Source organism: Bacillus sp. SCT118, from assembly GCF_058566435.1.
On sequence record NZ_CP191225.1, the window covers coordinates 2,045,613 to 2,070,148 of the forward strand.

At 44.3% G+C, this 24,536-nt stretch carries 12 protein-coding genes and 1 tRNA gene; 10 read left to right on the forward strand and 3 right to left on the reverse strand.

Going from position 1 to position 24,536, the window contains the following annotated elements; all coding sequences use genetic code 11:
* Window positions 1–95: 95 nt before the first annotated feature.
* Window positions 96–4,658: a glutamate synthase large subunit gene (gene gltB / locus ACQVGT_RS10795; protein WP_015483301.1), complete on the forward strand. Its 4,563-nt coding sequence runs from the start codon at window positions 96–98 to the stop codon at window positions 4,656–4,658.
* Between the two features lie 16 nt (window positions 4,659–4,674).
* Window positions 4,675–6,156 carry a glutamate synthase small subunit gene (gltD, locus tag ACQVGT_RS10800; RefSeq protein ID WP_014476983.1) on the forward strand — a complete coding sequence of 494 codons (1,482 nt, stop codon included), beginning with the start codon at window positions 4,675–4,677 and terminating at the stop codon, window positions 6,154–6,156.
* Between the two features lie 57 nt (window positions 6,157–6,213).
* Here gltD and ACQVGT_RS10805 read toward each other — a convergent pair whose 3' ends face one another.
* Window positions 6,214–7,203 (reverse strand): zinc-binding dehydrogenase, encoded by a 990-nt coding sequence (locus ACQVGT_RS10805; RefSeq protein WP_015483300.1) that lies wholly within the window; start codon window positions 7,201–7,203, stop codon window positions 6,214–6,216.
* A 128-nt stretch (window positions 7,204–7,331) separates the two neighbouring features.
* Here ACQVGT_RS10805 and yofA point away from each other — a divergent pair, with 128 nt between their 5' ends.
* Window positions 7,332–8,189, forward strand: coding sequence for a LysR family transcriptional regulator YofA (gene yofA, locus ACQVGT_RS10810; protein ID WP_015483299.1), 858 nt, complete (start codon window positions 7,332–7,334; stop codon window positions 8,187–8,189).
* Window positions 8,190–8,352: 163 nt separating this feature from the next.
* Here yofA and ggt read toward each other — a convergent pair whose 3' ends face one another.
* A complete protein-coding gene (gene ggt / locus ACQVGT_RS10815) occupies window positions 8,353–10,116 on the reverse strand; it encodes a gamma-glutamyltransferase (RefSeq protein WP_015383800.1) in 1,764 nt (587 codons plus the stop codon).
* 184 nt (window positions 10,117–10,300) lie between these two features.
* On the opposite strand from ggt, the gene ACQVGT_RS10820 reads away from it, so the two are divergent.
* From ACQVGT_RS10820 to ACQVGT_RS10830, 3 genes are all read left to right on the forward strand, one after another.
* Window positions 10,301–10,531, forward strand: coding sequence for an excisionase family DNA-binding protein (locus tag ACQVGT_RS10820; RefSeq protein ID WP_015383799.1), 231 nt, complete (start codon window positions 10,301–10,303; stop codon window positions 10,529–10,531).
* 316 nt (window positions 10,532–10,847) lie between these two features.
* Window positions 10,848–11,393, forward strand: coding sequence for a site-specific integrase (locus ACQVGT_RS10825; RefSeq protein WP_003231473.1), 546 nt, complete (start codon window positions 10,848–10,850; stop codon window positions 11,391–11,393).
* Between the two features lie 52 nt (window positions 11,394–11,445).
* A tRNA-Arg gene (locus ACQVGT_RS10830) sits at window positions 11,446–11,518 on the forward strand.
* A gap of 89 nt (window positions 11,519–11,607) precedes the next feature.
* Here the strand turns inward: ACQVGT_RS10830 and iseA are convergent.
* The gene (iseA, locus tag ACQVGT_RS10835) at window positions 11,608–12,153 is read right to left on the reverse strand and encodes a DL-endopeptidase inhibitor IseA (RefSeq protein ID WP_014479968.1); all 546 of its coding nucleotides are present in this window, start codon (window positions 12,151–12,153) and stop codon (window positions 11,608–11,610) included.
* A gap of 285 nt (window positions 12,154–12,438) precedes the next feature.
* Here iseA and ACQVGT_RS10840 point away from each other — a divergent pair, with 285 nt between their 5' ends.
* The 4 genes from ACQVGT_RS10840 to ppsA all read left to right on the forward strand — a co-directional run bounded on the left by ACQVGT_RS10840 (window position 12,439) and on the right by ppsA (window position 24,517).
* The gene (locus ACQVGT_RS10840) at window positions 12,439–13,830 is read left to right on the forward strand and encodes an MATE family efflux transporter (RefSeq protein ID WP_015483298.1); all 1,392 of its coding nucleotides are present in this window, start codon (window positions 12,439–12,441) and stop codon (window positions 13,828–13,830) included.
* A gap of 133 nt (window positions 13,831–13,963) precedes the next feature.
* Window positions 13,964–14,941: an aldose 1-epimerase gene (gene galM, locus ACQVGT_RS10845; RefSeq protein ID WP_015383798.1), complete on the forward strand. Its 978-nt coding sequence runs from the start codon at window positions 13,964–13,966 to the stop codon at window positions 14,939–14,941.
* 33 nt (window positions 14,942–14,974) lie between these two features.
* Window positions 14,975–16,450 carry a D-alanyl-D-alanine carboxypeptidase/D-alanyl-D-alanine endopeptidase gene (gene dacB / locus ACQVGT_RS10850; protein ID WP_015483297.1) on the forward strand — a complete coding sequence of 492 codons (1,476 nt, stop codon included), beginning with the start codon at window positions 14,975–14,977 and terminating at the stop codon, window positions 16,448–16,450.
* Between the two features lie 381 nt (window positions 16,451–16,831).
* Window positions 16,832–24,517: a plipastatin non-ribosomal peptide synthetase PpsA gene (ppsA, locus tag ACQVGT_RS10855; protein WP_015483296.1), complete on the forward strand. Its 7,686-nt coding sequence runs from the start codon at window positions 16,832–16,834 to the stop codon at window positions 24,515–24,517.
* Window positions 24,518–24,536: the final 19 nt, after the last annotated feature.

The following is a 24,536-nucleotide window of genomic DNA, read 5'->3' on the forward strand; positions in this document are numbered from 1 at the left end:
TATATTGTTTATATCGTTTTGAAAACCTACAATGATTATAGAGTTGTTAGATTTTATGACCGGTATTATCGGAAATTGATCGGGGGAGAGGAATTATGACGTACAATCAAATGCCAAAAGCTCAAGGTCTCTACCGTCCTGAATTTGAACATGATGCATGCGGAATCGGCCTATATGCACACTTAAAGGGCAAGCAGACTCACGACATTGTCAAACAAGGACTTAAGATGCTTTGCCAGCTAGACCATAGAGGAGGGCAAGGCAGTGATCCGGATACAGGAGACGGAGCCGGCTTACTGGTTCAAATCCCTGATGCTTTCTTTAGAAAAGAGTGCAAAGACATCAATCTGCCAGAAAAAGAACGTTACGGGGTAGGAATGGTCTTTTTCTCACAGAAAGAAGATGAAAGAAAAAAAATTGAAAAGCAAATCAATGCACTGATTGAACAAGAAGGCCAAGTCGTTCTTGGATGGAGAACTGTACCTGTAAATGTCGGAAAAATCGGAACAGTGGCGCAAAAAAGCTGTCCGTTTGTCCGTCAGGTATTTATCGGCGCAAGTTCTGATCTAAAGGACAATTTATCTTTTGAACGAAAATTGTATGTCATTCGTAAACAGGCTGAAAATTGGGGAGTAACGGAAGGTCTTGATTTTTATTTTGCCAGTCTTTCAAGCCAGACCATTGTTTACAAAGGCCTTTTAACACCTGAACAGGTTGATGCATTTTATTCTGATCTGCAAGACGAAGCATTCGTTTCTGCTTTTGCGCTCGTTCATTCACGCTTCAGTACCAACACATTCCCTACATGGGAAAGAGCGCATCCTAACCGCTATTTGGTTCACAATGGTGAAATTAACACCCTTCGCGGAAATATCAACTGGATGAGAGCACGTGAGCAGCAATTTGTTTCTGAAAGCTTCGGTGAGGACTTAAACAAGATTTTGCCGATTCTCAATGCTGATGGCAGTGACTCTTCCATTTTGGATAACGCATTTGAGTTTTTTGTGATGGCTGGACGCAAACCGGCACATACGGCAATGATGCTCATTCCAGAGCCTTGGACGGAAAATACGCATATGTCCAAGGAAAAAAGGGCGTTCTACGACTACCATAGCTCCCTGATGGAGCCTTGGGACGGACCGACAGCTATTTCATTTACTGACGGTAAACAAATCGGGGCGATCCTTGATCGGAATGGTCTCCGTCCGGCCCGTTATTATGTCACAAAAGATGATTATATTATTTTCTCATCTGAAGTAGGCGTTATTGAAGTTGAACAGGAGAACGTTTTATATAAAAACCGCCTTGAGCCTGGGAAAATGCTTTTAATCGACTTGGAAGAAGGCCGTATTATCTCCGATGAAGAAGTCAAAACACAAATTGCAACTGAGTATCCGTACCAAAAATGGCTTGAAGAAGAGCTCGTACAAGTGAATCCTGATCCGGAGTCAAGAGAAGAAGAACAATTTAGTGATCTTCTTACTCGCCAGAAGGCATTCGGATACACATATGAAGATATCCAAAAGTATCTAATTCCTGTTATTAAAGAAGGCAAAGATCCCCTTGGTTCAATGGGGAATGACGCGCCGCTTGCTGTACTTTCTGACCGAGCGCAATCACTGTTTAACTACTTTAAACAGCTGTTTGCACAAGTAACGAACCCGCCAATCGACGCGATTCGTGAGCAGCTTGTCACTTCAACGATGACTTGGCTCGGTGCGGAAGGCGATCTTCTTCATCCGAGTGAACGAAATGTTCGCCGGATTAAACTGTATACACCTGTTTTATCTAATGAACAGTTCTACGCATTGAAAACGATTGTTCATCCTGATTTAAAAAGCCAAAAAATTGATGTGCTGTTTTCAGAGGATCTTGAACGCGGATTAAAGGACATGTTCACACAGGCAGAGAAAGCCATCAGCCAAGGCGTAAGTTTGTTAATTTTATCAGACAAAAAGATGAACGAACGACTGACACCAATTCCGCCGCTTCTGGCAGTAAGCGCGCTGCACCAGCACTTAATCCGCAAAGGGCTGCGTACGAAGGTCAGCATTATTGTGGAATCGGGAGAAGCACGTGAAGTGCATCACTTTGCAGCGTTAATCGGTTATGGCGCAGATGCGATTAACCCTTATCTCGCTTATGCGACCTACAAGCAGGAAATTGATGAAGGCCGTTTGGATATCAGCTATGAAGAAGCGGTCAGCAAATATGGAAAAAGCATTACTGAGGGCGTCGTAAAAGTGATGTCCAAGATGGGAATTTCAACTGTGCAAAGCTACAGAGGCGCCCAAATCTTTGAGGCGGTAGGAATCAGCCGCGATGTGATCGACCGCTATTTCACAGGTACTGCATCACAGCTCGGCGGCATCGATTTACAAACAATTGCAGAAGAGGCACAGCGCCGCCACCGGGAAGCGTATCAGGATGATTACAGCAAAACGCTTGAACCGGGAAGTGACTTCCAATGGAGAAATGGCGGAGAGCATCATGCGTTTAATCCGAAAACGATTCATACTTTGCAATGGGCGTGCCGCAGAAATGATTACAATCTGTTTAAACAGTATACAAAAGCGGCTGATGAAGAACGCATCGGATTTTTGCGGAACTTGTTCGCATTTGACGGAAACCGCAAGCCTTTGAAGTTGGAGGAGGTTGAATCCGCTGAATCGATTGTCAAACGTTTTAAAACGGGTGCGATGTCATTCGGGTCCTTGAGTAAGGAAGCGCACGAAGCTTTAGCAATCGCAATGAACCGTCTTGGAGGAAAAAGCAACAGCGGTGAAGGCGGAGAAGATCCCAAACGCTTTGTTCCAGATGAGAACGGCGATGATAGAAGAAGTGCGATCAAACAAATTGCATCCGGACGGTTTGGTGTCAAAAGCCATTACCTCGTCAATGCTGATGAGCTGCAGATTAAAATGGCTCAAGGTGCTAAGCCGGGTGAAGGCGGGCAGCTTCCTGGCAACAAGGTATATCCATGGGTTGCCGATGTCCGCGGGTCAACGCCAGGTGTCGGATTAATCTCACCTCCGCCACACCATGACATTTATTCGATTGAGGATTTAGCCCAGCTGATCCACGATTTGAAAAATGCCAACCGTGACGCAAGAATCAGCGTAAAGCTGGTGTCAAAAGCAGGTGTAGGAACAATCGCTGCAGGTGTTGCCAAAGCGACTGCAGATGTCATTGTGATCAGCGGCTATGACGGAGGTACAGGCGCTTCTCCGAAAACCAGTATTAAACATACAGGGCTTCCGTGGGAGCTTGGCCTTGCAGAAGCACATCAAACACTAATGCTGAACGGACTTCGTGACCGTGTTGTATTAGAAACAGACGGAAAGCTCATGACGGGCCGCGACGTTGTGATGGCTGCCTTGCTCGGCGCCGAAGAATTTGGTTTCGCAACGGCTCCGTTAGTTGTACTCGGCTGTGTCATGATGCGTGCCTGCCATTTGGATACATGCCCTGTCGGTGTAGCGACACAAAACCCAGAGCTTCGCAAAAAGTTCATGGGAGATCCTGACCATATTGTGAACTATATGCTGTTCATTGCTGAAGAGGTTCGTGAGTACATGGCTGCGTTAGGCTTCAAGACATTTGATGAAATGATCGGCCGCACTGATGTACTTCATGTAAGTGAACGGGCGAAGGGGCACTGGAAAGCAAGCCAGCTTGATTTGTCTACACTTCTTTATCAGCCTGAAGGGGTGCGGACGTTCCGATCGCCGCAAAATCATAAAATTGATCAATCACTTGATATTACAGCGATTCTCCCGGCCGTACAAGAAGCCATCGAGTCTGGAAAAGAAGCGGAAGTTTCTATCGAAATCAACAATACAAACCGTGTAGCCGGAACGATAACCGGCAGTGAAATCTCAAAGTACTACGGAGAAGAAGGGCTTCCTGAAGATACAATCAAGCTGCACTTTACCGGATCAGCCGGCCAAAGCTTTGGAGCTTTCGTTCCTAAAGGGATGACGCTTTATTTGGACGGAGACTCAAATGATTACGTCGGAAAAGGGCTTTCTGGCGGAAAAATCATCGTCAAGTCACCAGAAGGATTCAACTCTGCTTCGGATGACAATGTCATTATCGGCAACGTGGCTTTTTACGGTGCGACAAGCGGAGAAGCATATATTAACGGACGTGCTGGTGAACGCTTTGCCGTTCGAAACAGCGGTGTGAACGTAGTTGTAGAAGGTATTGGCGACCACGGCTGTGAATACATGACTGGCGGCAGCGTTGTCGTTCTCGGTGATGTAGGCAAAAACTTTGCGGCAGGTATGTCCGGCGGAATCGCTTATGTACTGGCCGAAGATGTCAAAGCGTTTAAACGCAAATGCAACCTTGAGATGATTTTATTTGAATCATTAGAGGATGAGAAAGAAATCCAGCAAATCAAAGCAATGCTTGAAAGACATACTGCGTATACAAACAGCCAAAAAGCAGAAGATCTGCTTGATCAATGGGAAGACAGTGTGAAAAAATTCGTCAAAGTCATTCCGAAAAACTATAAACAAATGCTCGCAAGCATCCAAGAGCAAAAAGCTGCAGGTTTATCAGATGAAGAAGCCATCATGTTCGCTTTTGAGGCCAACACGAAGCCAAAGCAGAATACAGCAGCATCGGGACAAAAACAAGCGGTAGTACAGTAAGGAAGGGGAGAGGAACATGGGGAAACCAACTGGATTTATGGAGATCAAACGAGAAAAACCTGCGGAGCGGGACCCTCTCACTCGCTTAAAGGATTGGAAAGAATATTCTGCTCCTTTTTCAGAAGAAGCATCGAAACGGCAAGGGGCGCGGTGCATGGATTGCGGTACACCGTTTTGCCAGATCGGTGCTGACATTAACGGATTTACATCCGGCTGTCCGATTTACAACTTAATTCCTGAATGGAATGATCTTGTCTACCGGGGCAGATGGAAGGAAGCATTGGAACGTCTGTTGAAAACAAACAACTTTCCTGAATTCACAGGGCGGGTATGCCCTGCTCCTTGTGAAGGATCATGCACTTTAGCGATTTCAGATCCGGCCGTATCAATTAAAAACATCGAGCGGACCATTATCGATAAAGGATTTGAGAACGGCTGGATTCAACCTAGAATTCCAAAAAAACGAACAGGCAAAAAAGTGGCCATCGTCGGGTCAGGTCCAGCCGGACTGGCGAGTGCTGACCAGCTGAATCAAGCGGGACATTCCGTCACTGTTTTTGAACGAGCAGACAGAGCGGGCGGCCTTTTAACATACGGCATTCCAAACATGAAGCTTGAGAAGGGCATTGTAGAACGCCGAATTAAATTGCTGACGCAAGAGGGAATTGATTTTGTCACGAACACAGAAATCGGTGTTGACATTACAGCTGATGAGCTAAAGGAGCAATTTGATGCTGTGATCCTATGCACAGGCGCTCAAAAACAGCGGGACCTCTTAATTGAAGGACGCGACTCAAAAGGAGTCCATTACGCGATGGACTACCTGACACTTGCAACAAAAAGCTATTTAGATTCTAATTTTAAAGACAAGCAATTCATTGATGCCAAAGGGAAGGATGTCATCGTAATCGGAGGCGGAGATACAGGAGCTGACTGTGTGGCTACTGCTCTGCGTCAAAAAGCCAAAAGCGTGCACCAATTCGGCAAACACCCGAAACTTCCGCCAGCCCGCACGAATGACAATATGTGGCCTGAACAGCCACACGTCTTTACGCTTGAATATGCATACGAGGAAGCAGAAGCAAAATTCGGAAGAGATCCGAGAGAATACTCCATTCAAACGACAAAAATGGTTGCGGATAAAAACGGAAAGCTGAAAGAGCTTCATACCATCCAAATGGAAAAAGTGAAAAATGAGCATGGAAAATACGAGTTCCGCGAGCTGCCTGGAACGGAAAAAGTATGGCCTGCTCAGCTTGTCTTTATCGCTATCGGCTTTGAAGGCACAGAACAGCCGCTGTTGAAACAGTTCGGTGTTGATTCAGTAAATAACAAAATCAGTGCAGCATATGGGGATTATCAAACAAATATCGATGGTGTATTCGCCGCAGGGGATGCAAGAAGAGGCCAAAGCTTAATCGTATGGGCGATTAATGAAGGCCGTGAAGTGGCGCGTGAAGTGGATCGATATTTGATGGGGAGTTCAGTTCTTCCGTAAATAAAGGGGATTATCATATAAGAGAAACCGGTCTGGCTGCCAGGCCGGTTTCTTTTTTTATTCCATTACGATCCCGATGTTTCCAAACTGTCTGCCTTCCTGCATTCTTTTATATGCTTCACATGCTTTTTCTAAAGGGTATATCCGGTCAATTACAGGCCGCAGCTTATGTTTGTCAATGAAAGCGAGCATAGCTTGAAATTCCTCACCGCTTCCCATCGAGGTTCCCAAAACATTGACCTGAGGAAAGAATAGAGAACGCACCGGAAAACTGAGATTATCCCCTGAGCTTGCCCCAAAGCTGACAATACGGCCATTTGGTTTTACATGGCGGAAGTATTCCGAAAAGAGAGCAGGTCCTATGCTGTCAAGAACAACATCCGCCTTTTTTCCCTGCAACTGCTCATCCCAATTGCTGTAGCTGTCAAATGCGTAATCAGCACCTAATTTCAGCGCCTTTTTTCTTTTCTCCTCACTGCGGGAGGTCACGCTTACTGTTGCCCCAATCGCCTTAGCCATCAATAAAGCGTAGGTTGCCACACCGCTGCCGATGCCGGGTATCAATAGATGCTCGCCTTTTTTTAATTGCCCCTTTGTAAACAGAGCCCGATATGCAGTTAATGCGGATAAAGGTAGAACGCCCGCTTCTTCCCAAGATAAATAAGCAGGTTTTTTGATTGCATTTTGTGAAGGAATGATCACATATTCAGCAAGTGTTCCGTCCGAAGGACCTCCCAGAATCTCAGGTACAGGTGGTACATTCTCTGTCAAATCCCAGTTCAATGTCGGGAAAATGACTACTTCTGTCTGAACAGTAACATTTTTCACGCCTTCACCAATCTCTTCGATGATACCCGCGCCGTCAGAACCCAGTATCATGTGAGGATCTTGTTCAGATTTGTTTTTCATAAGAAACAAGTCACGATGATTCAGGCCCGCGGATTTTAATTTAACCTTTACCTCTCCGTATCCAGGCTTTGTTGATGGAACGTCCTGAACTGATAACCCCAGAAGACCGGCTTTTCCGTTGTGAATTACAGCTTTCATGCTGTCTGCCTCCTCATTGAATTGTATTTTCATATCTTTACATATTTTACATAGCGGTTTTCTTCGAGTAAAATGAACAAATATGATAGCTAATATCACTTTTCATCATAGCAAGCAGGTGAGAGCGCGTGGAAAGCGGAGATTTAAAGATTTTTCAGGCTGTTGCCCGCGAAGGAAGCATAACGAAAGCAGCCCAAATGCTGAATTATGTTCAGTCGAATGTGACAGCCAGAGTGCATAAGCTTGAGGAAGATTTGAATATCAGGCTTTTTCATCGAACGAATCGGGGGATGAAGCTGACTGCTGCAGGAGAAAATCTTTTACAATATGCAGATCAAGTATTATCGCTGTTAGACAAAGCTGAAAAATCGACCCGAATGAGCAGGCAACCAAAAGGGCCTTTGCGGATCGGATCACTGGAAACGACGGCGGTAACGCATCTGCCTGAGCATGCAGCATCCTTCCTCAGGCGTTTTCCTGAAGTGGATTTATCAGTGAACACAGCTAATACGCATCATTTGATTCAACAGGTTCTTGATCATAAAGTTGATGGCGCTTTTGTATATGGGCCGGTTGAACACGCTGCAGTTAGACAACTCCATGTTTCCCATGATGAATTAGTTTTGATTTCATCACGAGAAGGGACGGCAGAAGACATGCTTCAGCAGCCGATGCTCCTTTTTGGGGCTGGCTGTTCTCATCGTGACAGGGTCAAAAGATTACTAGAGGAAGCAGGCATACACAATCAAAAAATCATAGAGTTTGGCACATTGGAGGCCATTATAAAAGGTGTTTCCGCCGGGATGGGTACGGCGCTGCTCCCAAAGTCCGCTGTTGACTGCTCCGAGCATCGTACAAATGTGTGGATTCATCAACTGCCACCAGCATATCAAGACTTAGAGATCGTCTTTATATACAGGAAAGACTTTTTTATTACGAGTGCGTTTCAGACATTTCTTGATGAGATAAACGAAATGAAAAGATGAAGATAGACGGGCATTAGCAGAATAAAGACGTTTGTCAAAGAAGCAGTCATCATTCTGTCATTTTGGATTGCAATCAGGGATACAGAGCATCAGCAATGCCCGTTGTTATTAAAGATCTGCATAAAAAACTGTACTCATTTGAAGCGAGTACAGTTTTTTCTTTTTATTTGCGTTTTAAATTAATGCCGATCGCTGCGCCATTTCTGCTTGAATCAGCTACGCCTTTAAAGGTGCCGTTTTCATGGTCGATCGATATGCTTTGTACGTTTCCGATTTCCACCGGACTTGTGCCGAATTTGTGGCCCATGCCGTTTAGCTTGCTGAGGACATCTTTAGGAACTCCGTCCTCGTAACGGTAAGAGCTCATGCTGTTTGTGTAAATTCTCGGCTCTTCAACAGCTGCTTTTAATTCCATACCATATTCAATGTGGTAGAGAATGGTTTGCAAAACGGATGAAATAATCGTGGCCCCGCCAGGAGATCCAACAGTGAGGACAGGCTTGTCATCCTTAAATAAAATCGTCGGGGTCATGCTGCTTAAAGGCCGTTTGTTTGGCTGTACTTCGTTAGCTCCGCCTGGTATCGCATCAAAATCCGTTAATTCATTGTTTAGGATGACTCCGTAATCAGGGACCATAATACCCGTTCCGAACAGCTGTTCGATTGTTGTTGTATAGGAAACAACATTTCCCCAACGGTCAGCAACTGTAAAGTGGGTTGTTTGGCCTTCTACTTTGTCTTTCGGCTGTTCAACTTGTTTATAGTTTGCTGATCCTTCTTGGTATTTCCAAGGGTCACCGGCTTTCGGTTTTTTATTCACTTGATCTAGGTTGATTAATTGCTGGCGTTCTTTAATATAATCGGGGTGAAGCAGGCCTTTGAGAGGAACATTTACAAATTCGGGATCACCTGCGTAAGACGCACGGTCGGCATATGACAAATGCATCGTTTCAGCAAGCAGCTGATATTTTTCCCATGAGCGGACATCGTATTGTGAAAGGTTAAAATCATCAAGGATTTTCAGCATTTGCAATAAGAAAATACCGCCGGAGCTTGGAGGAGGAGTAGTAACGATTTGATAGCCTTGATAGTCTCCCCAAATCGGTTCATCAATTGTAATGTCGTAATTTTCTAAATCTTTTTTTGTCATTGATCCGCCGAAATCCTGGACAGTGTCAGAAAGCGCCTTGGCGAATTTTCCTTTATAAAAAGCGTCAGTGCCTTTGGAGCGAATAAGCTTAAATGTTTTAGCCAAATCCTTTTGAATAAGGGTATCTCCTTCTTTAAGCGGTTCGCCATTTGGCAAAAATACATCTTTTGCGGCAGTCCGTGAAAGTTTTTCCTGATAATCAGAAATGGCATCTGCCAACACTGAATCAATCGGAAAGCCTTTGTCAGCGAGTTTAATAGAAGGGGTAATTAATTGCTTCATTGAACGGGTTCCCCATTTATCCAAGGCTTCTTCCAACCCTTTCAGCGTGCCTGGAACACCAACGGCAGTACCTTTTGTCACACGTTCAGAGAAGGGAATTGCTTTGCCGTTTTCATCCAAAAACATGTCAGGGGTTGCGCCTGCTGGAGCACGCTCACGGCTGTCGATTATCGTTGTATCCTTCGTTTTTCCGTCATACACCATCATAAAACCGCCGCCGCCAATACCTGACATCATCGGCTCTGTTACATTGAGTGCAAATTGAATGGCAACCGCTGCGTCAATAGCATTTCCTCCTTTTTTCAGCACATCAGCACCGATTTCAGAAGCAAGAGGATGTGCGGTCGCAACCATGCCGTCTTTTCCAACATCTACTTGTTTGTACTCATCGTAGCTTTTGGGCGGTTTTTTAGCTTCCGCGTGAAAAGGGACACTTCCAGCGACTAACAGAACACTAAGCAGAGCTGTTAAACAGACGTTCCACGTTCTTTTCATGTTCTCCCTCCTATATGAAGCTGTATTGTTACAATCTTAGCGTAAAAAAATTACAGCGTTTTCACAAGTGACAAATGGTATATTATATAGTACATAAAGCCGTTTTTCTGTGCAAAATTGATTATATTGATATGAGCCATGTGCTATATTAGAATCAGCATACGGATTAAGAAGGGACTGCTATATGTATTTAACGATTGAAGAAACAGCAGAATATACAAATCTTTCAGAGGATTATATTAAAAGCTTGGTGCTCGAAGGGAAAATCAGAGCCGTTCATGACGGGGAGCAATTTTTGATTTATAAGGAGCAGTTCAAAACACATCTCGAACAGCTGGAGAATTACAAAGCACAGGTGCAGGAAATATTAAATGAACCAATCCCGGAAGATATTGATGTAAAGGATGAAGATTAGGACACAATTTGAAATTGTGTCTTTTTTTGTATGTTTTTTGCGGAAGCTCCAGAAAATTAGGAGCGTCAGATTTCGTTTTAAGAGTTTTTTTGATGATTAGTAGGGGGATAAGTATCCAAGAGGTTAAAAGCTTTATAAGAGGCTTTAAAGCTTATTTTATAGGGTGAAGGTTTGAGGAAGCTTTTTTAAAAGCTTATGTAACACTATGTATATTATGTTACATAAACGCCGCCGCACTTTGACATTCAACGTTTTTCAGCTATAATAGTAACATAGACCTCAAAACGTTACATAACGGTTTTTAAGGAGTTTTTTGATGCATATTGTACAGCCGATTCGCAGTCTAGAGAAAATCCAAGAAGTCAAACAGTATTTGCTTAACAAAAACAAGCGGGATTATTTTCTGTTTATTTTCGGCATCAACAGCGCGCTCCGCATTTCTGATATTCTGCCGCTGCAAGTGAAGGACGTTCAAAATAAAGATCATTTATGGGCGACTGAAAGCAAAACGAAAAAGAAAAGAAAGATTCTTATTTTAGAATCGCTGAAACAGGAAATATACGAGTATACGAAAGACATGAAGGAAAACGAATATCTTTTTAAATCAGTGCGGACCAGGAAGCCGATTTCCCGCATTCAGGCCTACAGAATTTTAAGAGAGGCTGCTGCGGCGTGCGGACTTGAGGAGATAGGGACACATACACTCCGGAAAACGTTTGGCTATCATTTTTATCAGCGAACGAAAGACATCGCCGAGCTGCAGAGAATACTGAATCATTCATCACCATCAATTACAATGCGGTATATCGGTATTGATGAAGATACGACAAGAGCCGCATATAAGGTTTTTGGAGGGCTTTAATACAAATCGCTTGAAAATATTGATCATCAGAGCTACTATATAAATACCAAAAGCTCTAGTAGCACAGCGGATAGTGCAGCAGTTTCCTAAACTGCAGGTCGGGAGTTCGAATCTCTCCTAGAGCGTTATATTCAAAAGACAACAGGCACTTTTTGCCTGTTGTCTTTCTTTATGCAAACCAAATAAAAACGCCCGCTTATACCGGGCGTTTTTCTTATATAACTGCGTCAAATTGATTGACTTTCCATTTTTTATTTTCTTTCACGAATGTCACTTTCCGTTTTGCAGAAGGGGATCCGTCTAAAGTAGGGACGGTAAATTCGTATGTGATTGTGCCGCCTTTTTTAGAGACCAGTTTAGCAGTTGATTTTTTCCAATTCAAAAGATTGTCTCCGTCACCGATTGGAACAGCAAGTTTTCCTTTTGAAACAGTGAAATGATAATCTTTAAAGCCTTTTTCGATTGCTGTTTTTGTAAAAATAGGAGTTAAGTAATTCACCGCTTTTGCTTTAGTGCCTAGATCACTGCACATGTATACATATTGAAGATTTTGATACTCGAATGTGCCTGATGGGCAAACTGCTTTTTTCACCTTCGGATTGTGGCCGCTCATGGTGTTCCAAAAATGTTCTCTAGCGGATAATGCCAACTGTAATGCTTGTTTTTGTGATAAATCGCCTGATGTATTTTTCGCAAATGCATTTGTGCTTAATGACAGAATAAGTGCAATGGTTGTTAGAAATAGAAGACATTTTTTCATTATCGCTCTCTCCTTCAAAATCTCTTTCTCTTATATTACAAATGTTACAATGATTACGGGTAGATTACAATACTTTTGCATAAATTATTTTTTATTCTTTTACTCACAAAAAATACGCCATTACTTGCTAGTTTATTCTTCATAAGCTAAAAAGATGTGTAAAATTAGAAGAATCGGGAAGGGTTTCATATGTGCAATGATGAATAATAACATGTTACATATCCTGTTTTTGTCAAAAAATGAGGGCATGTTTAAAAACGATTTCAAATAAAGGAGTCCTTTAATATGGAAACATCACAAGAACCTCTTGTAACTCAAAAGAAAAGCAAATCATCAGTTTGGCGGTCGATGTCACTCTTTTTGGTGCCGCTTCTGCTGAGCAATGTGCTGCAATCAGTCGGCCAGCTAGTCGGGATGATGGCTGTAGGCAGATGGCTCGGTGTTGATGCAGTGGCAGCTGTATCATCCTTTTTCCCGTTATTTTTTCTTTTAATCTCATTTACGATTGGGATCGGTTCAGGAAGTTCGATTCTGATCGGACAAGCTTACGGAGCGAAAAATGAGGAACGGCTAAAGGCTGTTGTCGGAACGACGCTCACGTTTACATTTTTATTAGGCGTTGTGTTAGCCGTCATCGGCAGTATTTTCACCCTGGATATCCTTCGTTTAATGGGCACGCCTGAAAATGTCATTCATGTCAGCGCTAACTATGCACGTATTTTATTTTATGCTATGCCGTTTATGTTTTTATATTTTGCATATACTACCTTTTTGCGCGGAACAGGAGATTCCAAGACACCGTTTTATACGCTGATTGTGAGCACGGTCATCAACATCGCGCTTTTGCCTGTTTTAATCCTTGGCATGTTTGGTTTTCCGAAACTGGGCATATACGGCTCGGCATATGCAACTGTCATTTCCACGATTGCGACTTTTCTCGTGTTAATGGTGTATTTACGAAAGCGAAAACACCCGCTGCAATTTGATAAAACAGTGCGTCGTTATTTGAAAATGGATAAGGAACTGCTGGTTCTCCTGCTGCGTCTTGGGGTCCCAGCAAGCATCAATATGATTCTTGTCTCATTATCAGAAATAGCGGTTATTTCATTCGTCAATCATTACGGCTCTAATGCAACAGCTGCATACGGAGTGGTCAACCAGGTGGCCAGCTATGTACAGATGCCGGCCGTCAGCCTTGGTATTGCGGTTTCTATTTTCGCTGCGCAATCGATCGGGGCAAACGAGTTTGACCGCTTAAAGCAGGTCATTCGCGTGGGGATTTGGCTGAATTATATCATTGGCGGCGTACTGATCATTCTGATCTATGTTTTTTCACATCAGATTTTATCGTTATTTTTAACCGAGCAAGAGACGCTTTACATTGCGCACCGTCTTTTGATGATTACATTGTGGAGCTATTTGCTGTTTGGAAATGCCCAAATTATTTCTGCAACGATGCGGGCAAGCGGAACGGTTTTATGGCCGACCGTCATCAGTATTTTTGCAATCTGGGGAGTAGAGGTGCCTGTCGCTTTCGTCCTTTCTCACTATACAAAGCTTGAAATACTCGGCGTCTGGGTTGGTTATCCAGCTGCGTTTGCCGTCAGCTTGCTGTTGATTTATGGGTATTATCAATTCGTCTGGAAAAAGAAACAAATCACACGTCTCATCCAATAGCCTCCGAATCACACCGTTCATAAGTTTGAACGGTGTTTTTTTATTTGATAGGGGAAAATATAAAATGGAGGAAATATGGTACAGTACATTGAATTCTTATACTAGCAATGAATCAAGGAGAGGTTGAGTAAACATGGCAAACTTTATTGAGAAAATCACGTATTTGGGAACGCCGGCCATCAAAGCGGGCAACGAACATCTAGAAATGATTGTTGTCCCTGAGTGGGGGAGCAACGTCATTTCTCTCGTGGACAAAACAACAAAAGTCCAGCTTTTGCGTGAACCGGAAACAGCAGAAAGTTTTCACGACACACCAACATTGTACGGCATTCCAATCCTGTTCCCGCCTAACCGCATAAGTGACGGTACATTCAGTTTCCGGGGCAGAACGTATCATTTTGATATCAACGAGAAGGATAAACACAACCATCTTCATGGGTTTCTTTACCATGAAAAGTGGAACGTAGTGACCGCGAAGAAAACTGATGAAGAAGTGATTGTTGAAACAGAAATTGATCTTTCTGAGCTCCCCCATGTGTATAAGCAATTTCCTCACCATGCCGTCGTTCGGATGACATACATGATCAAGGGGAATACCCTGTTTAAACATGCGACGGTCATGAACAAAGGAAAGGAAGCGTTTCCTTGGGGAATTGGTTATCATACTACATTTGTGTTTCCGGCAGAAAGCTCGTTATTCTCCCTGACAGCAGATCAGCAATGGGAGTTAAATGAACGCCTGCTGCCGACCGGGAAACTGATGGATGTACCGAATAAAGAAGCTTTGCATGAAGGAATGGATTTGCGCCACAAGCAGCTGGATAATGTCTTTTTATCTTCTTATCAGAAGAGGGGCGGAGAAAACCAGGCAGTCATTTATCATCAGCATGCACATATCAGCATTATTTATAAGGCAGATGAACAGTTTAAACATTGGGTTGTATACAATGCGGACGGAAAACAAGGGTATTTATGCCCTGAACCTTACACATGGGTGACAAACGCAGTGAATCTTGATTTACCTTCGTCACTCACTGGTTTACAAGTGCTGGAGCCGGGAGAAGAAACGACAGCTAAAAGCAGTATCACCATTGAACTGAATCATCAATAGCCAATGATGAAGCGCAGAGAGGCGGGGAAATTAATGAAAAAAAGCATAAAGCTTTATGTTGCTGTTTTACTGCTTTTCGTCGTTGCTTCGGTGCCTTATATGCATCAGGCTGCGCTTGCCGCTGAAAAACAAGATGCACTTTCCGGGCAGATCGATAAGATTTTAGCTGATCATCCTGCCCTCGAAGGCGCAATGGCCAGCATCACCGTTCGCTCTGCGGAAACAGGTGCTGTTCTATATGAACATTCAGGAGACACCCGAATGAGGCCTGCCTCTTCTCTAAAGCTTTTGACAGCGGCCGCGGCACTTTCTGTCCTTGGCGAGAACTATTCTTTTACAACCGAGGTCCGGACGGATGGAATACTGAAAGGGAAAAAGCTGAATGGTAACCTTTATTTGAAAGGGAAAGGCGATCCGACACTTTTACCATCTGATTTTGACAAAATGGCTGAGAAATTGAAACATTCCGGCGTAAAAGTAATTAAAGGCAATCTGATCGGTGATGATACGTGGTATGATGACATGCGATTATCACCTGATATGCCTTGGAGCGATGAATACACATATTATGGCGCGCCAATCTCCGCTCTAACAGCGTCTCCAAACGAAGACTATGATGCAGGCACTGTGATTGTTGAGGTCACCCCAAATCAAAAAGAAGGGGAAAAGCCTGCCGTGTCTGTCTCTCCGAAAACCGATTATATAACGATAAAGAACGATGCTAAAACGACTGCTGCCGGTTCAGAGAAAGACCTCACAATCGAAAGAGAGCATGGAACAAACACGATTACAATTGAAGGGAGCGTACCGGTTGACGCAAACAAGACAAAGGAGTGGATTTCTGTCTGGGAGCCTGCCGGATATGCCTTAGATTTATTTAAGCAGTCACTAAAAAAACAAGGAATTACTGTGAAAGGGGACATCAAGACGGGTGAAGCACCTAGTTCTTCAGATGTGCTGCTCTCTCTTCGCTCAATGCCTTTATCGAAACTTTTTGTGCCGTTCATGAAATTAAGTAATAACGGACATGCCGAAGTCCTCGTAAAAGAGATGGGGAAAGTGAAAAAAGGAGAAGGGAGCTGGGAAAAGGGGCTCGAAGTGTTAAACAGTACGCTTCCGGAATTTGGTGTTGATTCTAAATCACTCGTCTTAAGGGACGGATCAGGAATCTCACATATTGATGCTGTATCCTCAGATCAACTTTCACAGCTGTTATATGACATTCAGGATCAGAGTTGGTTCTCGGCTTATCTAAATTCTTTACCTGTTGCGGGCAATCCTGACAGAATGGTGGGCGGAACGCTGAGAAACCGCATGAAAGACACTCCTGCACAAGGAAAAGTAAGAGCAAAAACCGGATCGCTCAGTACGGTAAGCTCTCTATCTGGGTACGCAGAAACAAAGAGCGGAAAAAAACTTGTTTTCTCTATTCTTCTAAATGGATTGATTGATGAAGAGGATGGAAAAGATATTGAGGATCAAATCGCTGTCATTTTGGCGAGTCAATAATAGCGGCAGACCTGTTTTCCAAGAGAAAACAGGTTTTTTTATGTCTGTAATAACGCTTTGTCGAACCTTCCAACAATTAGAAGAATGATGCACAAAAGCAAATTAGTTCGATTAAAAAGTAGTGTATAAGACCTTATGTAAAACAATACTTTTATCACTTTATATCCGGAAATTTGATAAAAAAAGAAACGAAAAATAAAGAAATAATACTATATTCAAAAAAATGTTATAAAAATTTAATGTTTTTTATTGTACTTTAAAAAATATCCGTTAATATAGTGCATATATGGATTATATAGTCATATAATTTCTTTTATTGTCATTTTTCTGCTTTTTTCTACTTTTTCTTATCCTCTTATTATGAGAACTGGAGGGAATCCGTTGAGCGAACATACTTATTCTTTAACCCATGCCCAAAGGAGAGTGTGGTTTACCGAACTGCTGGAGCCAAATACCAGCATTTGCAATCTCACAGCCTGTGTGAAATTCAAAGGCAATATTGAGCTTGATACTCTGGAGGGAGCGCTGAATCATTCCATCTCCCGCAACGACGCCATTAGATTTCAGCTGTTAGAAGGAGAAGAGCTTGAGCCGCGATTGCACCTTACTGAATATAAATATTATCCACTTAGAATAATTGATTTTTCAAATGTTGAAATGATAGAAATAGAGCAATGGATTCAGGATCAAGCGAGCATTCCATTTAAACTGATCAACTCGCCTCTTTATCAATTTTACCTCCTTAGAATTGACTCTCATGAAGTTTGGCTATTTGCGAAATTCCATCATATCATAATGGATGGAATCTCTTTAAACGTGATGGGAAATCAAATTATAGATCTTTATCAAAAAATGAAAAAGAAAGATCCTTTACCTGATCAGCCGGAACCTTCTTACTTGAGCTACATCGAAAAAGAGAGTCAATATCTACAATCTCCGCGGTTTGCAAAGGACCGTTTATTTTGGACGCAAACCTTTGAGCACCCGTTGGAATACCACTCGTTAGCCGACCAGACGTCCTTACAAAAACAGAGCACATCTGCATCCAGAGACACCATCATTCTTTCACCTGATCTAGAGCAAACGATTCGAATCTTCTGCGAAGAACACAAGATCAATATCATTTCCTTATTTATGGCTTCATTTTACATATGCATCAGCCGAATCACTTCTAAAAAAGATCTTGCCATTGGCACCTACTATGGCAACAGAGGGTCAAAGGCTGAAAAAGAAATGCTTGGCATGTTCGTTAGTTCTCTTCCAATCAGAATAACGGTTGATCCTGACACAGATTTTCTTTCCTTTGTCCGCACAATAGGCAGGGAACAGCTTTCTGTTATGCGTCATCAACGGTTTCCTTATAATTTGCTTGTAAATGAATTAAGAAATGAACAGAAGGATTTACACAACCTTATCGGTATATCTATGCAGTATCAGCCACTTCAGTGGCATAATGCAGATGATTTTGACTATGAAACAGCGCTTTATTTCAGCGGATACACCGCGAACGAGCTTTCAGTTCAAATACAAGAACGGATAGACAATGGAACCATTCAATTAAATTTCGACTATCAAAATACCTTGTTTTCTCTTGAGGATATTAAACGAATACAATCTCATCTGCTTACCATACTGGAAAACGCCCTTCACCATCCGCACAGCTTTATAAAAGAATTAGATATGACGAATACAAGAGAAAAGCAAAAATTGTTGTGTGAGTTTAACAAGACGGAAGCTGTTTCGCCTAAAGCTTTCACCCTGCATGGGCTGTTTGAGCGACAGGCAGCTTTCACACCGGAGCGGCTGGCCATTCGCTTTTCAGGCGGTTCGCTGACATACGCTGAGCTTGACATGTACGCCAGCCGGCTGGCTGCGCACCTTGCGGCACGCGGCATCACAAACGAAAGTATCGTCGGTGTCCTGTCTGAACGCTCACCTGAAATGCTGATCGCTGTCCTTGCTGTCTTGAAGGCAGGAGGGGCCTATTTGCCGCTTGATCCTGCGTATCCAAAGGAGCGGCTGAGCTACATGCTGAAAGACAGCGGGGCATCGCTCTTGCTGACACAGCCGGGATGCTCCGCACCGAACTTTTCTGGCGAAACGCTTGAAGTGGACATGACATCTCTTGCGAGCGAAAAAGCAGAAAACCATGAGTTTACTCCTGCTGACGGCGGTTCACTCGCCTATGTCATCTATACATCGGGCTCTACCGGGCAGCCGAAAGGAGTGGCCGTTGAGCACCGCCAGGCTGTTTCCTTTCTGACCGGCATGCAGCACCAATTTCCGCTTTCGGAAGATGACATTGTCATGGTGAAAACCTCTTTTTCCTTTGATGCGTCTGTGTGGCAGCTGTTTTGGTGGGCTCTTTCCGGTGCTTCGGCGTATCTGCTTCCGCCCGGCTGGGAAAAAGACCCCGCATTGATCATACAAGCCATTCATCAGGAAAAAGTGACAACGGCTCATTTTATTCCGGCTATGCTGAACAGCTTTCTCGATCAAGCGGAAATGTTAGCGCTCGGTGACGGGACAAGCCTGAAGCGTGTATTCGCCGGAGGTGAACCGCTTGCGCCGCGTACGGCAGCCCGTTTTGCTTCTGTATTGCCGCAGGTATCATTAATCCATGGTTACGGGCCGACAGAAGCCACGGTAGACGCGGCATTTTACGTGTTGGATCCAGAACGGGACAGGGACCGTTTGCGGATTCCGATTGGAAAGCCCGTACCCGGTGCGCGTTTGTATGTTTTAGATCCGCATTTAGCCGTACAGCCTTCTGGTGTCGCCGGCGAACTGTACATTGCCGGAGCGGGTGTTGCCAGAGGTTATTTGAATCGTCCGGCATTAACGGAGGAGCGTTTTCTTGAGGACCCGTTTTACCCGGGGGAACGCATGTATAAAACCGGGGATGTGGCGCGCTGGCTCCCTGACGGGAATGTTGAATTCCTCGGGCGGTTGGATGATCAGGTGAAAATCCGCGGCTACCGGATTGAGCCGGGAGAAATTGAAGCGGCACTAAGAAGTATAGAAGGTGTAAGAGAGGCGGCCGTTACCGTACGGACAGACAGCGGGGAGCCGGAATTATGCGCTTATGTAGAAGGGCTCCAAAGAAACGAAGTCCGAGCGCAGCTTGAGAGACTGTTGCCGGGCTACATGGTCCCAGCCTATATGATAGAAATGGAACAGTGGCCGGTTACACCAAGCGGAAAGCTCGACCGAAACGCCCTGCCAGCTCCTGGCGGAGCGGCAGATGCGGAGACCTACACGGCGCCGAGAAACGTGACTGAGATGAAGCTTTCTCAGCTGTGGGAGGACGTGCTGAAAAATGGCCCTGTCGGGATTCACGACAACTTTTTTGACCGCGGGGGGCATTCCTTAAAAGCAACAGCGCTTGTCTCACGGATCGCCAAAGAATTCGATGTACAGGTGCCGCTAAAAGATGTGTTTGCCCATCCGACAGTAGAAGGACTGGCTACCGTTATCCGTGAAGGAACGGACAGTCCATATGAAGCGATTAAGCCCGCTGAAAAACAGGAAACCTATCCGGTTTCCTCTGCCCAAAAGCGGATTTATGTCCTTCAGCAGCTGGAGGACGGAGGGACAGGCTACAATATGCCGGCTGTGTTAGAGCTCGAAGGGAAGCTCAACCCTGAAAGGATGGACAGAGCTTTCAAAGAGCTGATCAAGCGCCACGAGTCGCTTCGTACCTCCTTCGAACAGGACGCAGGAGGCGATCCGGTGCAGCGCATCCATGACGAGGTGCCGTTTACGTTACAGACTACAGTTCTCGGCGAACGAACCGAACAGGAGGCCGCAGCCGCATTTATCAAACCGTTTGATCTCAGCCAAGCGCCGCTGTTCCGTGCCCAAATCGTAAAGGTATCAGATGAGCGGCACCTGTTGCTGGTTGATATGCATCACATCATTTCAGACGGTGTTTCCGTCAACATTCTGATTCGGGAATTCGGCGAGCTGTACAATAATCGGAATCTTCCGGCGCTGCACATTCAATATAAAGATTATGCCGTATGGCAAGAAGGATTCAAAACAGGAGACGCGTACAAAACGCAGGAGGCGTACTGGCTGAAGCAGCTCGAGGGCGAGCTGCCTGTGCTGGATCTTCCGGCTGATTATGCCCGCCCGCCGGTGCGAAGCTTCGCGGGTGACAAGGTCTCATTTACGCTGGATCAAGAGGTTGCATCAGGCCTTCACAAGCTGGCACGAGAAAACGGAAGCACACTGTACATGGTGCTCCTTGCGGCTTACACCGCGTTCTTGTCACGCTTAAGCGGACAGGAAGATATCATCGTCGGCTCGCCAATTGCCGGCCGGCCGCACAAGGATCTTGAGCCGATACTCGGCATGTTTGTGAACACGCTGGCGCTTCGGACGCGCCCGGAGGGCGGGAAGCCGTTTGTACAGTATTTGCAGGAAGTGCGTGAGACAGCATTGGAAGCCTTTGAGCATCAGGATTACCCGTTCGAAGAGCTTGTCGATAAGCTTGAATTGACACGGGATATGAGCCGGAACCCAGTGTTTGATGCGATGTTTATCCTTCAAAATGTGGAAAAACAAGACATAGATCTGAGAGAAATAAAAGTCCGGCCTGCCAATTTCGCACATCACATATCTTTATTTGATATCACATTAATAGCTACTGAAATAAATGGATCTATTTGCTGCGAAATGGAATTTAGTACAGAAGTATTCCTGAAAGCTACAATTGAACGCTGGGCTGATCATTTTATCGAATTTCTGCATGCGGCACTTTCAACCCCTGAAACAAGTCTTGCACAAATAAACATACTTAGTGATAAAGAAAAACAAAAAATAGTCTTTGAATTTAACAAAACTCAAGTTGAATTTGCTCAAAAAGATGTTCCTTTTCATCGCATATTTGAAGCGAAAGCTGAAGAAATTCCAGAACATATAGCTGTTATTGATAACGAAATAGAGATTAGCTATCGATTTCTAAATGAAAGAGCCAATCGTCTGGCACGAACATTGCAAAACAGAAAAGGACCGAAGCCAACTGTGGCTGTTTTAGCCAAGCGGTCCATCGATGCAATTGTTGGAGTGCTGGCAGTGATGAAAGCTGGCGGAGTGTATATCCCGATCGATTCACATTATCCAAAAGCTCGTATTGAATACATTCTTCGTGATAGCGGGGCAGATATTCTTCTTTTACAGCAGGAGTTGAAGCATTTGATTTCAAACTTGCCTGAATCTGAGATGTCTCATATCTGCCTTGACGATGAAAGCTCTTATGAAGAAAATAGCTGCAACCTTAACTTATCTCCTGCTCCTGAAGAGCCGGTATATATCATTTATACGTCAGGAACGACGGGTGCGCCTAAAGGCGTCATTGTCACCTATCGGAACTTTACTCATGCTGCTCTTGCTTGGCGTCAAATTTATGAGCTGGATCGGAAGCCTGTCAGACTGCTTCAAATCGCGAGCTTTTCATTCGATGTCTTCTCAGGAGATTTGGCGAGAACATTGACCAACGGCGGGACTCTAATCGTTTGCCCAGATGAAACACGGCTGGAACCTGCTGAAATATATAAAATCATGAACTCTCAGAGAATCACGGTGATGGAGTCGACACCGGCTCTCATTATCCCGGTGATGGAGTATGTATACCGTAACCAGTTCAAGCTTCCTGACTTAGACATACTGATTCTTGGCTCCGACATGGTGAAAGCTCAAGATTTCAAAACATTGACAGATCGCTTTGGCCAAAGCATGCGCATTATTAATAGCTATGGTGTCACAGAGGCAACCATTGATTCGAGCTTTTATGAAACCAGTATGGGTGGAGAGTGTACGGGAGATAACGTACCAATCGGCAGCCCGCTGCCGAATGTACACATGTACGTACTCAGCCAGACTGATCAAATTCAGCCGATCGGTGTTGCCGGCGAGCTGTGCATCGGCGGGGCAGGTGTTGCGAAAGGCTATCATCAGAAACCTGACTTAACGCAAATGAAATTTACAAAAAATCCATTTGTCTCTGGAGAAAGGCTGTACAGAACCGGTGATCGAGCATGCTGGCTTCCAAACGGAACGATCCGGCTTCTTGGCCGAATGGATTATCAAGTAAAGATAAATGGATACAGAATTGAAACAGAAGAAATTGAAAGTGTTCTGCTTCAAACGGGGCTTGTCAGAGAAGCTGCTGTTGCCGTTCAGCATGATAAAAATGGACAGGCTGGTTTGGCAGCATATATTGTGCCTTCAGACGTCAATACGAATGCTCTCCGTGCTGCTTTAACAAAGGAGCTGCCAGCGTATATGATTCCTGCACATCTGATTCCTTTAGAAAACATGCCGCTGACCCTAAACGGAAAGCTGGACAGAAATGCCTTGCCGGTTCCAAATAATGTGTTATCGCGTCCATATACCGCACCAGTTAACGACATACAAAAAACGATGGCGTATATATGGGAAGATGTACTGAGCATGTCACGAGTCGGCATTCACGATTCCTTTTTTGAGCTTGGCGGAGACTCAATTAAAGCATTACAAGTGGCAGCACGTCTGGCAGCTGAAGGCTGGAGCATGACAATACGCGACTTATTCCGTTATTCAACGATTCAGGAACTATGCGGACATATCACACCATTGGCATCTCAAGCGGACCAGGGACCTGCGGAAGGTGAAGCTGAACTCACCCCGATTCAGCGAAGATTTTTCGGACAGGTTCATGCTTTTCACAATCATTACAACCAGTCCGTCATGCTTTTCAGTGAAAAAGGATTCAATGCTAACGCGCTTCATCTAGCGCTGCGTAAAATAACCGAGCATCATGATGCCATTCGCATGATTTTCCAACGTGACCAAAACGGCCATGTCATTCAGTTTAATCGCGGAATCAATCACAAGGATCATGAACTGTTTGGCCTTTATATTTCAGATTGGACAAAAGCATCGCTGGAAAGGACTCACCTTGATGAAAAACTTGCCGCTGAGGAAACCGTCATTCAAAGCAAAATGAATGTAGAAAAAGGGCCTTTGCTGCAAGCAGGTTTGTTTAAAACGGCAGAAGGGGATCATTTGCTGATTGCACTTCATCATCTTGTGATAGATGGCGTTTCTTGGAGAATTCTGCTTGAGGATTTAGCTGCAGCATATCAACAGGCCTTAGAAAAGAAAGAAATCCAATTACCGCCAAAAACGGATTCTTATTTATCCTACGCCGATGGTCTTACCCAAATAGCTGAAAGTAAGCAATTGCTTTCAGAGAAAACGTATTGGCAAACGATTTTAGACGCTCACACTGCTTTTCTTCCTAAGGACATAGAAAATGTGCCGGACAGACTCCAAATGAACAGCGACGCAGCAGCGTTTGTACTATCTGGGGACTGGACTGAAAAATTGCTGTTTGAAACCCAGCAAGCCTATGGCACTGATGCCAACGAACTTTTGCTTACGGCTTTAGGAATGGCGCTTTCTGAATGGGCTGGGCATGACCAAATCGTGATCAGCACTGAGGGACACGGTAGAGAAGGGCATGTGCCAAACATTGATATTTCAAGGACAGTTGGATGGTTTACTTCCATTTATCCTATTCTGCTAGACATGGGTATTCCCGAGCCTTTCGAGGATCAGCTCGCATACCGAATTAAGACGACAAAAGATATGCTGAGAAGAGTACCGAACAAAGGAACTGGATACGGATTGTTAACACACATAGGAGAACTGCGGCATAAAGAGCCTGAGGTCAGCTTTAATTATCTCGGTCAATTTAGCGAAGAGAAGGAAGCTGAAACGTTTCAATTATCATATTACCAGCCCAGTTACGAAATAGCGGGTGAGAGAGAACGAGAGTATGAGCTGGACATCAATGCTCTCATTACGGACGGACGGCTTCAAGTAAAAGCGGTATACACCCAAGTGTTCAGCAAACACTCAATTGAGTGCTTTATGGATCGTTTTCACAGGCATCTTATCGAGACGATTGAGCATTGTTCGCAGAAAAAAGCACGCGAAAAAACACTGAGCGATTTCAGCAATAAGGAATTAACGTTGTCTGCATTATCTAGCATCGAAGATCTCGTGAAAGATCTTTAACTTTTGAAAAGGTGTGTGG